Annotated in this window: 15 protein-coding genes and 1 pseudogene; 4 read left to right on the top strand and 12 right to left on the bottom strand. The window is 68.5% G+C overall.

The features are described from left to right. A pseudogene (locus IP69_RS22170) lies at window positions 1–540 on the top strand (hypothetical protein); the annotation flags it as partial. A gap of 168 nt (window positions 541–708) precedes the next feature. Beyond that, window positions 709–1,284: a 16S rRNA (guanine(966)-N(2))-methyltransferase RsmD gene (rsmD, locus tag IP69_RS16350; protein ID WP_054143904.1), complete on the top strand. Its 576-nt coding sequence runs from the start codon at window positions 709–711 to the stop codon at window positions 1,282–1,284. A 154-nt stretch (window positions 1,285–1,438) separates the two neighbouring features. On the opposite strand, the gene minE is transcribed toward rsmD, so the two are convergent. The 7 genes from minE to IP69_RS16315 form a co-directional block, all read right to left on the bottom strand. Then, entirely contained in the window at window positions 1,439–1,705 is a 267-nt protein-coding gene (gene minE, locus IP69_RS16345; protein ID WP_054143903.1) for a cell division topological specificity factor MinE, read from the bottom strand. Continuing rightward, window positions 1,702–2,517 carry a septum site-determining protein MinD gene (gene minD / locus IP69_RS16340; protein ID WP_054143902.1) on the bottom strand — a complete coding sequence of 272 codons (816 nt, stop codon included), beginning with the start codon at window positions 2,515–2,517 and terminating at the stop codon, window positions 1,702–1,704. The genes minE and minD overlap by 4 nt, the downstream gene beginning before the upstream one ends. A 34-nt stretch (window positions 2,518–2,551) precedes the next feature. After that, window positions 2,552–3,295 (bottom strand): septum site-determining protein MinC, encoded by a 744-nt coding sequence (minC, locus tag IP69_RS16335; RefSeq protein ID WP_054143901.1) that lies wholly within the window; start codon window positions 3,293–3,295, stop codon window positions 2,552–2,554. 326 nt (window positions 3,296–3,621) lie between these two features. Then, on the bottom strand, window positions 3,622–4,668 hold the full coding sequence (locus tag IP69_RS16330; RefSeq protein ID WP_054143900.1) for a class 1 fructose-bisphosphatase: 1,047 nt from the start codon (window positions 4,666–4,668) through the stop codon (window positions 3,622–3,624). Window positions 4,669–4,731: 63 nt separating this feature from the next. Next, window positions 4,732–5,052, bottom strand: a complete 321-nt coding sequence (locus tag IP69_RS16325; protein ID WP_054143899.1) for a YnfA family protein — start codon at window positions 5,050–5,052, stop codon at window positions 4,732–4,734. Between the two features lie 129 nt (window positions 5,053–5,181). Beyond that, window positions 5,182–6,999, bottom strand: coding sequence for a DNA mismatch repair endonuclease MutL (gene mutL / locus IP69_RS16320; RefSeq protein ID WP_054143898.1), 1,818 nt, complete (start codon window positions 6,997–6,999; stop codon window positions 5,182–5,184). Window positions 7,000–7,124: 125 nt separating this feature from the next. Next, window positions 7,125–7,877 carry a sulfite exporter TauE/SafE family protein gene (locus IP69_RS16315; protein WP_054143897.1) on the bottom strand — a complete coding sequence of 251 codons (753 nt, stop codon included), beginning with the start codon at window positions 7,875–7,877 and terminating at the stop codon, window positions 7,125–7,127. A 228-nt stretch (window positions 7,878–8,105) separates the two neighbouring features. Between IP69_RS16315 and IP69_RS16310 the strand changes: the two genes are divergently transcribed. Further along, the gene (locus tag IP69_RS16310; protein WP_082359394.1) at window positions 8,106–8,849 is read left to right on the top strand and encodes a helix-turn-helix transcriptional regulator; all 744 of its coding nucleotides are present in this window, start codon (window positions 8,106–8,108) and stop codon (window positions 8,847–8,849) included. Here IP69_RS16310 and IP69_RS16305 read toward each other — a convergent pair. The 5 genes from IP69_RS16305 to purD are packed head-to-tail and all read right to left on the bottom strand — an operon-like array spanning window position 8,809 to window position 12,649. After that, window positions 8,809–9,711: a patatin-like phospholipase family protein gene (locus tag IP69_RS16305; RefSeq protein ID WP_082359393.1), complete on the bottom strand. Its 903-nt coding sequence runs from the start codon at window positions 9,709–9,711 to the stop codon at window positions 8,809–8,811. The genes IP69_RS16310 and IP69_RS16305 overlap by 41 nt on opposite strands. Before the next feature lie 27 nt (window positions 9,712–9,738). Then, entirely contained in the window at window positions 9,739–10,653 is a 915-nt protein-coding gene (locus IP69_RS16300) for an alpha/beta hydrolase (protein WP_054143896.1), read from the bottom strand. Then, window positions 10,650–11,060 (bottom strand): type II toxin-antitoxin system VapC family toxin, encoded by a 411-nt coding sequence (locus IP69_RS16295; RefSeq protein ID WP_054143895.1) that lies wholly within the window; start codon window positions 11,058–11,060, stop codon window positions 10,650–10,652. Before IP69_RS16295 ends, IP69_RS16300 begins: the two co-directional genes overlap by 4 nt. Then, the gene (locus IP69_RS16290) at window positions 11,057–11,308 is read right to left on the bottom strand and encodes a type II toxin-antitoxin system VapB family antitoxin (protein ID WP_054143894.1); all 252 of its coding nucleotides are present in this window, start codon (window positions 11,306–11,308) and stop codon (window positions 11,057–11,059) included. Before IP69_RS16290 ends, IP69_RS16295 begins: the two co-directional genes overlap by 4 nt. Before the next feature lie 57 nt (window positions 11,309–11,365). Further along, entirely contained in the window at window positions 11,366–12,649 is a 1,284-nt protein-coding gene (purD, locus tag IP69_RS16285) for a phosphoribosylamine--glycine ligase (RefSeq protein WP_054143893.1), read from the bottom strand. Window positions 12,650–12,890: 241 nt separating this feature from the next. On the opposite strand from purD, the gene xseA reads away from it, so the two are divergent. Beyond that, a partial coding sequence (gene xseA, locus IP69_RS16280; protein WP_248306866.1) for an exodeoxyribonuclease VII large subunit occupies window positions 12,891–13,649 on the top strand: 759 nt, incomplete at its 3' end.

Raw genomic sequence — 13,649 nt, 5'->3', positions numbered from 1 at the left:
GCCGCCGCCGAGGGCCGCCCCGCGCGTCCGCCCCGTGCAACTGAGCGCCCCGCCAGCGGAGAGCGTCCGGCCCGTCGCCCCCGCATCGAAGGCGGCGAGCGCGACCGCACCCAGGATCGGCCCTGGCAGGATGCCGCACCGCGCGCGGAGCGTCCCGAGCGGCCGGCCCGCAGCGACAGGCCCGGCAGCGACAGGCCCGGTGCCGACAGGCCCGATCGCGCCCCCAGGGGTGACCGGCCCGAGCGCACACCGCGAGAGGGTGGCGAGCGGCCGCCGCGCCGTTTCGACGACAAGGCCGGCGGAGCACCCCGCAGCTATGCCGCGCGCTCCAGCGAACGCCCGGCCGGCCGCAGCGGCGAGCGCAGCGGTGGCAAATCCTTCGGCGACAAGCCGGGTGGCGGCCGGTCCTTCGCAGGCAAGCCCGGTGGCAAGCCCGGCGGCGGTCGCCCCTTCGGCGGCAAGCCGGGCGGTGGCCGCCCGAGCGGCGGTCGCCCCGGCGGCGGCTCCAAGGGCCCGCGCTCCGGCGGCAAGCGAGACTAAGGGCCCATGTCGTATCGGCTCGGAAACTCACCGTCATCCTGGACAAGCGGCGATAGCCGCGCCGTCCGGGATCCATCGAAGGGCGCCGGCGCTCTACGATGGATCCCGGGACGGCCTGCGGCCGCCCAGGATGACGGGATGGTTCCGCACCAGAACGATCGCTAGCCGATGCGGATCGTTGGTGGACATCTGCGTGGGCGGCCGCTCGTCGGCCCCAAACCGGGGATCGGGAGCATCCGCCCGACCTCGGATCGCCTGCGCGAATCGCTCTTCAACGTGCTCGCCCATGCCTATGACGACCCGCTGGATGGGGCGCGCGTGCTCGATCTCTTCGCTGGGACGGGTGCGCTGGGCTTCGAGGCTTTGTCGCGCGGCGCATCCTTCGCCCTGCTGGTCGATGACGGCACCGAGTCGCGCGGTTTGATCCGGGAGAACCAGCAGACCCTGGGGCTCGCCGGCCAGAGCCGCGTCTTCCGGCGCGATGCGACCAAGCTCGGCGCGATCTCGGCCATGGCCCCGTTCGGAGTCGTGTTCTGCGATCCGCCCTATCGCCAGGGGCTCGGCGAGAAGGCGCTGGTCTCGGCCCAGGCCGGCGGCTGGCTGGAGCCCGGTGCGCTGATCGTGCTGGAGGAGGCCGGCGATATCGACATCGCGCTGCCGGGCGGGTTCGAACTGCTGGAGCGCCGGGAGTATGGCGAGACGCAGGTGCTGCTGCTGCGGGCGGGGCCCGTCACGCGCGCATAGCGACGGCAAACCCAGATCGTCACTCAGCAAAGCCGTCATCCTGGGCGGCCAAGGGCCGTCCGGAATCCATCCTAGGGCACCACCGCGCTCGATGATGGATCCCGGACAACCTGCGGCCGCCCAGGATGACGCGGTGGTGAAACCAACGCGGCCGTCAGGCCGCCTTCTTGGCGGCCGCCTCGAACGGGATCTCGATGTCGACGGCGAGCGTCGAGACCTGGGCTCCCCGCTCCATCTTGACGCTGACCTTGTCGCCGTCGATCTGCACATGCTTGGCGATGGCGAGCAGGATCTCGTCGCGCAGCTTGGCCAGGAGGTCCGATCCGCCAGCCGAGGCGCGCTCATGCGCGAGCAGCAGCTGCAGCCGGTCGCGCGCCGCGGGCGCCGACGGGGTGCGGGTGAAGAAACGACGCAGGTTCATGCCGCCTTCCTTCCGAACATCTTGCCGAAGAAGCCGCGCCGCTCGCCGGGAATGGTGATCGGCAGATCTTCGCCCTTGAGCCGGCGCGCGGCCTGGAAATAGGCGACAGCCGGCACGCTGCGCTCGTCGGCGAGCGTCACGGGCGCGCCGAGATTGGAGGCGCGCAGCACCTCCATGCTCTCGGGAATGATGCCCAGCAGCGGGATCGACAGGATCTCGAGGACATCGTCGACTTTGAGCATGTCGCCGCGCTCGGCCCGGGCATGGTCGTAGCGGGTGAGCAGCAGGTGCTTTTCCATCCGCTCGCCATTTTCGGCCTTGAGCGTCTTGGAATCGAGCAGGCCGATGATACGGTCGGAATCGCGCACCGAGGAGACCTCGGGATTGGTCACCACGATGGCGATGTCGGCATGGCGCATGGCCAGCGTCGCGCCACGCTCGATGCCGGCCGGGCTGTCGCAGATCACCCAGTCGAACACGCTTTTCAGCGCCGTGATGACCTTCTCGACGCCCTCGGCCGTGAGATTGTCCTTGTCGCGCGTCTGCGAGGCCGGCAGCAGATAGAGCGTCTCGAGCCGCTTGTCGCGGATCAGCGCCTGGGTCAGCTTGGCCTCGCCCTGGATGACGTTGACGAGGTCGTAGACCACGCGTCGCTCGGCGCCCATGATCAGGTCGAGATTGCGCAGCCCGACGTCGAAATCCACGACCACGACCTTGTCGCCGTCATGCGCGAGGGCAGCGCCGAGTGCGGCCGACGATGTCGTCTTGCCGACGCCGCCCTTGCCCGATGTGACCACGATGACCTTGCCCATAGACCTCTCCTCTTGATGTCGAAATGCCGGCGGATCAGGCCAGTGATCCGGATTTGAACGTGTCGCCTTCGAGCCAGAACTGGACGGCCTTGCCGCGCAGCTCGGGGCCCAGATCCTCGGCGGTCTTGTAGTAGCCATCGATCGACAGAAGCTCGGCTTCCAGCTTGCGGCAGAAGATGCGCGCAGTGGCGTTGCCCATCGCTCCGGCGAGCGCGCGGCCGCGCAGCGTGCCGTAGACATGGATCGAGCCGCCGGCGATGATTTCGGCGCCTGAAGCGACCGAGCCGACAATGGTCACGTCGCCCTCGATGAAGACCAGCGACTGGCCCGAACGCACCGGTTCGGTCACGATCAGCGACGGCACGGCCTTGACGGATGGCGCAGCGGAGGGGGCGGCGTCGGGAACCGCTGCCGCCCTGGTCGCTGTGACGGCTTCAGCGACGACAGGCACCTCGATATCCGAGGTCGTGCGGCCGTCCGCCATGGCCGGCGGCACGCTGGCGTCGAGCAGCGAGGGACGCGCGCCCTCGATCCCCATGATCCGGACCTGGCGTGTGGCCAGCTGCTCGACCAGATCGCGCAGCTGCGCCCGGTCGATCTCAATCCCCGTGATGTCGAGCACGACCGGCCGCCGCATGAAGAAGCCGGTCGAGCGCGAGGCGAGATCGTCAAGCCGCGCGAGCCAGTCCGCGAAGGGCAGCTCGGGGCTCAACGACAGCGCAAGGAAGCTGCGCCCCTTGAGGCGAATGGGCCGGGGTTGGGTTAACACGCTGGTCATCTTGGTAAATTTTCGGTTGATTCTGTGTAGGGCCGGGATGGTTAACAGAGGGTAAATCGGGGGTGCCGGGGGAGGGTTCCGCGACCGAAAATCGGCGCGAACGTCATCGCCCGATCAGGCTCGGGGCAGGGTGCCGGCGCCGGTCGCGCCGCCGCAGCGCCGAGGGCTAGAGCGTGCTGATTTTCAATGGAAACGCGGGTCATCCCGGACGCAGCGAAGCGGAGATCCGGGATCCATTCCTGAACCTCGATCGGACGCGTTCCGGAATCGGTCCCGGGTCAAGCCCGGGACGACGACGCGATGGTCTTCTGTAAATTCAGTATGCTCTAAGGCGCCGCAGGTTCGCCGGACCCCGCGTGGTCCGCGAAATAGGCAAGCGCCGTTTCCACCTCGTCGGCACTGCCGAGGACGACGCTGACGCGTTGATGCAGGCCCGTGGGGACGATGTCGAGAATCCGGCCGCGGCCGTCGCTGGCCGCGCCGCCGGCCTGTTCGATGATCATGCCGATCGGGTTGGCCTCATACATCAGCCGCAGCTTGCCCGGCCGCTCCGGCTCCCTGGCATCCCAGGGGTACAGAAAGATGCCGCCCCGGGTCAGCACGCGCTCGATATCGGCCACCATCGAGCCGGTCCAGCGCATGTTGAAATCGGCACCGCGCGGCCCGTCGCGGCCTTGCATGCAATCGTCGATATAGTGCTGGACGGCCGGCGCCCAATGGCGCTGGTTCGACATGTTGACGGCGAATTCGCGGTTGCCCGGCGGGATCATGATGTTGCGCCGCGTCAGCACCCAGGAGCCGACCTCGCGATCCAGCGTGAAACCGAACACCCCCCGGCCGAAGGTCAGGACGAGGCTGGTTTGCGGACCATAGATGGCATAGCCCGCCGCGACCTGGCGGTGCCCGGGCTGGAGGAAGTCCTGCTCGGTCACGACCCGCTGCGAGCAGTCCTCCGGAGCCGCCAGAACGGAGAAGATCGTGCCCACGCTCAGATTGACGTCGATATTGCTGGAGCCGTCGATCGGATCATAGACCAGCAGATACTCGCCCTTGGGGTAGCGGTGGGGGATAAGATGGATGGCTTCCATCTCCTCCGAGGCCAGCGCGGCGAGATTGCCGCCCCATTCATTGGCGTCCAGCAGGATGTCGTTGGAGATCACGTCGAGCTTCTTCTGGACCTCGCCCTGCACGTTCTCGCTGCCGAGGCTGCCCAGCACGCCGCCGAGTTCGCCCTTGTTGACCGTATGGCTGATCGCCTTGCAGGCGCGCGCCACCACCTCGATCAGCAGCCGCAACTGCGGCGGCAGATTGCCGCCCTCGCGTTGCTGTTCGATCAGGAACCGGCTCAGGGTGATGCGGGTCGTCGAACTCATCGGCAGCTCTTTCGCTTTTTGTGACGGAGAGACCATCGGGACGAGCCCCGACGCCATTCTTGGTTAACGCGGTGCCGCAATGATCGTTGCTGCGCCCACAACGCACAAGCTCGCCCCGAGGATGTCCCAGCGATCTGGGCGCGTGTTTTCGAAGGCCCAGAGCCAGGTCAACGACGCGGCAATATAGACCCCGCCATAGGCCGCATAAGCCCGCCCCGCAGCGTCAGTTTCGGTCCATGTCAGGGCGTAGGCGAAGAGCATGAGGAGGCCTACGCCGGGAACGAGCCACCACATGGTCTTTCCAAGCCTCAGCCATGCCCAGAACGCGAAGCACCCTGCAATTTCAAGAAAGGCAGCGACGGTGAAGATGGTGATGTTGCGCATGAGATTGTCTTTGCGATGTGTGCGAGCCTGATCACGGGCCCCTTCGACCCCGATCTTCGAATCGTCGATTTAGCGATGCGCTCGGAACAAGGCCTGCTGAGGCTTGAAGCCCCCTAGGTTACGGCCCTCTCACCTTCTCCCGAACAGCTTCTCGATATCGCCGAGCTTCAGCTCGACATAGGTCGGGCGACCATGGTTGCACTGGCCTGAATTGGGCGTGACCTCCATTTCGCGCAGCAGCGCGTCCATCTCCTCGGGGCGCAGGCGCCGGCCGGCGCGCACTGAGTTGTGGCAGGCCATCGTCGCCAGCACATGGTCGAGCCGGCGCTCCAGCGAGCCGGCGGTTCCGTGCTCGGCGAGCGCATCGGCGAGCGCATCGGCGACGTCGCGGACGAGCTTCTGGAGATTGCCGCCCGCGAGTTGCTGCGGGGCCTCGCGGACCAGTACCGCGCCCGGCCCGAACGGTTCGAGCCGCAGGCCCAAAGTCGCGAGGTCGTCGGCGGCCGCGTTCAGACGGTCGGCATCGACGTGGTCGAGCTCGACGACCTCGGGCAGCAGCAAGGGCTGGCTGGCGATGCCGGTTTTGGCGCGCTCGGCCTTCAGCCGCTCATAGACCAGCCGCTCATGGGCGGCGTGCTGGTCGACGATGACGACGCCCTCGCGCGTCTGGGCGACGATATAGGTTTCGTGGAGCTGGGCGCGGGCGGCGCCGAGCGGCCGGTCGAGCGCGTCCGGAGAAGCTTCCGCGAGATGCGCGCGGGCGTCGGCCGAGGACGCCGCGAAATCTGCGAAGCCCTGCTGCGGGCGGGCGTCGAACCCGGTCGCGGGGGCGCCCCAGGCGGGTGTCTCCGGCAAGTTCGGGCGCAGTGGAGCGTGCATATTGGCGGCGCCTGCGAAGACGGCGCGGAAGGCCTCCAGCGTGCGGGCGCCGCCGGTCGTGGTGGCGCGGTGGCCAGCCTCGGCGAGCGCCGCTTTCAGGCCGGAGACGACGAGGCCACGCACCAAAGCGGGATCGCGGAAGCGGACCTCGCTCTTGGCGGGGTGGACGTTGACGTCGACGAGGCGCGGATCGCAGGCGACGTCGAGGAACAGCACGGGATGGCGGTCGGACGGCACGACGTCGGCATAGGCACCGCGTACGGCTGATAGGAGCAATTTGTCGCGCACCGGGCGACCATTAACGGCCAGATGCACGCCCGCCGAGGTGCCGCGATGGAAGGTCGGCAGGCCGGCAAAGCCGGTGACATGGAAGCCCTCACGCGCTGCATCCAGCCGCAGCGCGTTCTCGGGGAAATCGCGGCCGAGCGCGCGGCCGAGCCGGCGCAGGCGGCCGTCATCGCGTTGCGCCTCGGCTGGCCAGTCGAAGGGCGAGACATGCTCGCCTTCCAGCGAAAAGCGGATCTCTGGATGGGCGATGGCGAGCCTGCGCAGCATCTCGGAGACGGCCTGCGCCTCGGCCCGGTCGCTCTTCAGGAACTTCAGCCGAGCCGGGGTGAAGGCGAAGAGGTCACTGACCTCGATGCGGGTGCCGATGGCTGCCGCGACGGGGCGCACCATGCCCTTCTCGCCGGCCTCGACGACGAGGCCCGATCCCTGGGCGGCGTCATGGCGGCGGGTGGCGATCGACAGGCGCGCCACCGAGCCGATCGAGGGCAGGGCCTCGCCCCGGAAGCCGAGCGACTTGATCGCGAACAGATCGCCATCGGGCAGTTTCGAGGTGGCGTGGCGCTCGACCGCGAGCGCGAGATCCTCTGGTGTCATGCCGGAGCCGTCATCGACGACGCGGATCAGCTCGCGGCCGCCTGCCGCGATCGTCACCGCGATGGCGCGCGCGCCGGCATCGATGGCGTTCTCGACGAGTTCCTTCACTGCCGCAGCCGGCCGCTCGATCACCTCGCCGGCGGCGATGCGGTCGACCAGGACGGGATCGAGGCGGCGGACGGACATGAAGGATCCAGGTTGGCGACGAGGCGAGGGTACGCGGGCTGCGAATCGCAGCCGCTACACGACCGCATCATAGCGGTTGGCGGATGGCGACGCGCCTGCGACCGGAGATAGCGCGGGAATGCCGCTCACAAGGACCAGGGCGCCGCGCGCAGCACGAGATACAGGCCCAGCACCAGCAGCCCGGCGAAGAAGCAGAGCTTGAATGTCGGCGGCGAGATCAGGCTGCGCACCCGCGTCCCGACCACCATCCCGATAAGCGCCGGCACCAGCGCCAGCGCCGAATGCCAGGCGATGCGGGCGTCGAGCGCGCCAGCCCCCAGCAATCCGACCGACAAGGCCAGCGTCGAGACGATGAAGGAGACGCCCAGCGCCTGCACCAGCTCGTCCTTGTCGAGGCCCAGCGACTGCAGATAGGGCACCGCCGGCAGCACGAAGACGCCGGTGGCCGCCGTAGCGACGCCCGTGGCGAGGCCGATCAGCGGCGCAAGCCAGCCTTCTGCGATGCGGGGCACGCGCAGCTTCGCGGCTTTCAACCCGATCAGCGCATAGGCCACGAGCGCGATGCCCAGCCAGAGCGTCGCAGACCCGTTCTTCTGCTGCTCCAGCAGGTCCGCCCCGATCCAGGTGCCGGCGCAGATCCCGGCCAGCATCGGCCAGAGCCGGATCAGGATCGCCCTGAGGCCGGGCCCGGTCGCGATCTGCCAGCCATTGGTGACGAGGTTGGGCACGGCCAGCAGTGCCGCCGCCTGCGCGGGTGCCATCACCACGCCGAGAATGCCGATCGCGATGGTCGGCAGGCCGAGCCCGATGACGCCCTTGACGAAGCCAGCCAGCAGAAACGTCGCGGCGATGAAGAGGATGAGGCTGATCTCGGTCATGGGCTGGTTGTGGCATCGCCGCCGCGTTCTGTCGTGGCCCGATGCGACGGCCGGCACCGTAGCATTGGCGCTTGCCAGAGGGCGGTTTGCGGTGAACCGTCATCGCGAGCGCAGCGAAGCGATCCAGGAGGGTCTGGTGCTTCGGTTGCGATGAAGGTCCGCTCGCGACGATCGGTCTGGACTGCTTCGCCGCGCTCGCGATGACGATGGCGGAAACGGGATGCCACCATGAGCCCGCACGGCCCCTACCTCGCCGGGATCGCCCATCTGATGGGAGACCCCGCCCGCGCCAACATCCTGCACGCGCTGATGGATGGCCGCGCCCTGACGGCCAAGGAACTGGCTTTCCTCGCCGGCGTCGCGCCGCAGACCGCCAGCGGGCATCTGGGCCGGTTGCTTGAGGGCGGCCTTCTCGCCGTCACCGTGCAGGGTCGCCACCGTTACCACCGGCTCGCCGGCCCCGAGGTCGCCCAGGCGCTGGAAGCGCTGATGGTGCTGGCCGGCGCCCCGACCTCAGATCGCCGGCTGCCCTCGCGCGTCGGGGCGGAGCTGAGCGCCGCCCGCACCTGCTATGACCATTTCGCCGGCCGGCTGGGAACCGGCATCCATGATGCGCTGGTGGCGGGCGGGTATCTTGGCGTCGCCGAGGGCGGCTACGGGCTGACCGCATCGGGGGAGGGCGTCTTTGCCGTTCTGGGCATCGCCCCGTCACGCAAGGCCCTGCGCCGCGCCGCCCTGCGCCCCTGCCTGGACTGGAGCGAGCGGCGGCCGCATCTGGCGGGCCCGCTTGCCGCCGCGCTGGCCTGCCGCTGCTTCGAGATGGGGTGGGTCCTGCGTCGCAGGGACAGCCGCGCCGTGACGCTGACGCCAGCAGGCCAGGAGACGCTCGCTTCGGCGCTCCCGGGTTTCGTCTGCGACGCGCCCGAGCCGCTCAGCCCTGCCGCTCCAGGGCTTGTGTCAGCTGACGCTTGACCTCGTCCTTGACGGGCTCCGCGGCTTCGAGGATCGCCTTGGCCTTGAAGAAGTCGAGGCCGCCGATGCCGTCGGCCCCGGCGCGGATCAGGATGTCGGGCGGCTGCCGCTCGATCATGCGCTGCACGATCGTGCGCGTCAGGATCTGGCTGACGCCGAGCATCGCCTCCAGCGGTCCGGGCACCCGGGTCTCGCTGACGGTGGCGGGCGCGCTGGTATCGACCGCCATGACGATCCGGCCCGGCGCCATCAGCCGGTCGTAGGGAAGCGGGTTGATCGCCCCGCCATCGATCAGGACGCGGCCCTCGATCACCACCGGCCGCACCAGCCCGGGAATGGCGAGCGAGGCCGCGACCGCCGGCGTCAGCGGCCCGTGGGCAAGCGCGACCTCGGAATGAAGGTGGTAGTCGGTCGCCGCCGCCACGAACGGAATCGTCAGATCCTCGAAGCGGTCGGGCACGGCGTCGGGCCAGAACAGGTCGAGCATCCGCTCGCCATCGATCAGGACCGGGTTGCCGAGCCCCCGCATCAGATCGGTGAACTTGCCGACGCGGGCATCGAGCAGGCGCGAAATCACGCGCGCGCGGTCGCGGAAAGCGCTGGTGACGTGTTCGCGCAGATCGCGGCCCGAAAGCCCCGCCGCATAGGCGGCGCCGACGATGGCGCCGATCGAGCAGCCGGCGATCAGGCTGGGCCGGACGCCGAGTTCGTCGAGCGCCTCCAGCACGAGGATGTGGCTCAGGCCGCGTGCGCCGCCGGCCCCCAGCACCAGAACGAGGTCCCGCTCCCGTCGGTCGCCCGTAGGCAAAACCAGAGCGCTGCTGGGAAGGTCGTCGTTAGCGATGGCTTGCGTGCGCGGCATGGCCGGAATCTGGCCCCTCGCACCGTCTCAGGCAATGGGCTGCGCGAGAAAAGGCGCCAGCGCAGCCAGCGTCTCCGCCGGGTTCTCCTCGGGCAGGAAATGGCCGCTGTCGATCGGCCGCCCTTCCGCCTGCGGCGCGAAGGTTTCGCGCCAGATCGCCAGCGGACTCGCGCCCCGGGCGGGGATGCCGGCCTGCCCCCACAGGATCAGCGTCGGGCAGAGAATGCGCCTGCCCGCCGCGAGATCGGCCTTGTCATGCTCGACATCGGTGGTCGCACCGGCACGATAATCCTCGCAGGCGGCATGGATGCGCGACGGGTCGTTGAAGGACTCGCCATAGGCCTGCATCGCCAGGGGATCGAACAGGTCGAGCGATTTGGCCCGCGTCCAGCTCGCGATGGTGTGGTCGAGCCAGCCGGTCGGATCGGCCTTGATCAGGTTTTCGGGCACGGGCTCGGGTTGGGCCAGGAAGGTCCAGTGATAGACCTGCATGGCGCGCGCCGCATTCATGCCCTCCCACATCGAGACCGTCGGCAGGATGTCGAGCAGCGCCAGCCGCTCGACGCGGCCCGGATGATCGAGCGCCAGCCGGTAGGCCACGCGCGCCCCGCGATCATGCCCGACGACGGCAAAGCGCAGATGCCCCAGCGCCTGCATCACTGCGACGATGTCCTCGCCCATCGCGCGCTTGCTGTAGGTCGCGACGCCGCCATCGCCATGCGGCGCGGCCGACCAGCCATAGCCGCGCAGATCGGGGCAGACGACGGTGTGGGTCTTGGCCAACTCGCCGACGAGCTTGTGCCATTCGGCATGCGTCTGCGGGAAGCCGTGGATCAGCACCACCGGCGGCCCCTCGCCACCGACGCGGGCGAAGATCTTGCCGACGGGCCCATCGATCCAATGCGCCTTGAAGCCGGGGAAGAGGCTGTCGAGATTGCTCATGGCTTGGCTCCGGTCGCGGCCGCCGGGACGATGTCGGTTCTGGCGAAATCCTCGCCCTTGTAGAGCAGGGGCGCGTTAAGGGACTTGGCGAGAGCGTAGGAAAAACAATCGCCAAGATTGAGCCTGGCGGGGTGTCGGCTCTTGCCGAAGCGCAGAAAGGCTTCCGAGGCAAGGCGGCCTTGCTCGATATCGAGCGCGGCGGGGCGGATCTTAAGGTCGTCGAAAAGCGCCTCCACTTCGCGCAGCGGCGTAGCGGCCCGTTTGCCGATCAGGACCATCACGCATTCGGTGAAGGTGACGGCAGAACACACACAGTCGGACGTATCGGACAGCACCCTTTGGAAAAGGGTCGCTTCCGGTTCGCCGAAGGCAATCGCGATGATGGCCGAACTATCGGCGACGATCACGCCGGCAGTCCGTTTTCGTCATAGCCGAGGATCTCTTCGGCTGTCCGGTTGTCCGTCACCGGATAGGAGCGAAGGCGCGCCAGCGTTTCCTCAAGCTTGACGTGATCGATGCGTCCTCCGCCACGCGGAAGTTCAGACAGTTCGCGCTCCGCAGCAAAACGCACCGCGTCCTTGATCGTGCGACCCGTGCGCGCCGCGAGCTCCCGGACGATGCGGTCCGTCTCGGCATCCTTGATGAGGATTGCCATCGAAACCTCCGTATATATCGACCCCTGTGCCGTATATATACGATTGATCCGCGCCTGTCAGCCTTCGCGCTCGCGCTTGACCGCCTGCCAGCCGATGTCGCGGCGGCAGAAGCCCTCTGGCCAGTCGATGGCATCGACGCCGCGATAGGCGCGGGCCTGCGCCTCGCCGACGGTCTTGCCCATGCCGACGACATTGAGCACGCGTCCACCTGCGGCCAGCAGCGCGCCTGCGCCGTCCTGCTTCGTGCCGGCATGGAAGACGAGCACGTTCTCCAGCGCGGCCGCCTTGTCGATGTCCTTGATGACGCTCCCGGTCTCCGGCTTGCCCGGATAGCCGCGCGCCGCCAGCACGACGGTCAGCGCAGCTTCCTCCGACCAGCGCAGGGTGATCTGGTCGAGCACGCCATCGCATGCCGCCAGCAACGCCGGCACGATGTCGCTCTTCAGTCGCGGCATCAGCACTTCGCATTCGGGATCGCCGAGGCGGACATTGTACTCGATGAGCTTCGGGCCCTGCGCCGTGATCATCAGCCCGGCAAAGAGCACGCCCTGGAACGGCGCTCCACGCTGCGCCATTCCCGCCAGCGTCGGCGCGATGATCTCCTTCATGACGCGCGCTTCCATCGCGAGCGTCATCACCGGCGCGGGCGAATACGCACCCATCCCGCCGGTGTTGGGACCGGTGTCGCCATCGCCGACGCGCTTGTGGTCCTGCGCCGAGGCGAGCGGCAGCGCGTGTGTGCCGTCGCAGAGCGCGAAGAAGCTCGCCTCCTCGCCGATCATCCACTCCTCGATCACGACCTCCGCGCCGGCCGAGCCCAGCCCGCCCCCGAACATCATCTCGATGGCCTCATTGGCCTCATCCAGCGTTTCCGCCATCACCACGCCCTTGCCGGCGGCCAGCCCGTCGGCCTTGATCACGATCGGCGCACCCTGCGCCGCGACATAGGCCTTGGCGGACGCTGCATCCGTGAAGCGGCCAAAGCCGGCGGTGGGGATGCTAAACTCCGCGCAGAGTTCCTTGGTGAAAGCCTTCGAGCCTTCGAGCTGGGCGGCGGCTTTCGAGGGGCCGAAGGTCTTGATGCCGGCGGCGGTGAGGTTGTCGGCGATCCCCGCGACCAGCGGGCCCTCGGGCCCCACCACCACGAGATTGATCTTCTGCAGCCGGCAGAACGCGATCACGGCGCCGTGGTCGGCGATGTCGATGACGGCATTCTCGCCGCATTGCGCCGTGCCGGGGTTGCCCGGCGCGATGAACAGACGGTCGCAGAGCAGCGAGGCCGAGATCGCCCAGGCCAGCGCATGCTCGCGGCCGCCCGAACCGATCAGAAGGATGTTCATCGCCGCTTCCACTTCCTGCGTTCGCTAGGCCCGTCCTCTCTCAGCCCTTATCCTGAGGAGCAGGCACAGCCTGCGTCTCGAAGGATGGTCCAGTGCGCTCTGGAGCATCCTTCGAGACGCCGCGTGCCGCGGCTCCTCAGGATGAGGGCTGAGGCGTCCGAAAGGTCGATGGGGCAATAGCCGCCGCGGGCGCGGACGGCAACGCTTCTGCCGCTGCCCTCCCGCCGCTATGGTCGCGGCCATGGACAGCGAATCGCCAAAGCCCGCCGGCAACACCCCCGAATGGTCGGTCTCGGATCTGTCGGGCGCGCTCAAGCGCACGCTGGAGGATGCCTTCGGCTTCGTGCGCGTTCGCGGCGAAATCTCGGGCTATCGCGGCCCGGTCGGCTCCGGCCATGTCTATTTTTCGCTGAAGGACGCCAACGCCAAGATCGACGCGGTGATCTGGAAGGGCGTCTTCGGGCGGCTGAAGACCAGGCCGCAGGAAGGGCTGGAGGTCATCGCCACCGGCAAGATCACCACCTTCGCCGGCAAGTCGAGCTACCAGATCATCATCGATTCGATCGAGCCCGCCGGCATCGGCGCGCTGATGGCGTTGCTCGAGGAGCGCCGCAGGCGGCTCGCGGCCGAGGGGCTGTTTGCCGAGGAGCGCAAGCAGCTCATCCCCTATCTGCCCCGCGTCATCGGTGTCGTCACCTCGCCGACCGGCGCCGTCATCCGCGACATCCTGCACCGGCTGGAGGATCGCTTTCCCCGCCATGTCCTGGTCTGGCCGGTCCGGGTCCAGGGCGAGACCAGCGCGGCCGAGGTCGCCACAGCCATCGCCGGCTTCAACGCCCTGCCCGAGGGCGGGCGCATCCCCCGCCCCGACGTCATCATCGTGGCGCGCGGCGGCGGCTCTCTGGAAGACCTGATGGGCTTCAACGAGGAGATCGTGGTGCGCGCGGCGGCGGCCTCGCTCATCCCGCTCGTCTCGGCCGTCGGCCACGAGACCGATATC

The organism is Allobosea sp. AAP35 (assembly GCF_001295925.1).
Lineage (GTDB): Bacteria > Pseudomonadota > Alphaproteobacteria > Rhizobiales > Beijerinckiaceae > Allobosea.
This window is presented reverse-complemented; position numbering and strand designations above follow the sequence as displayed.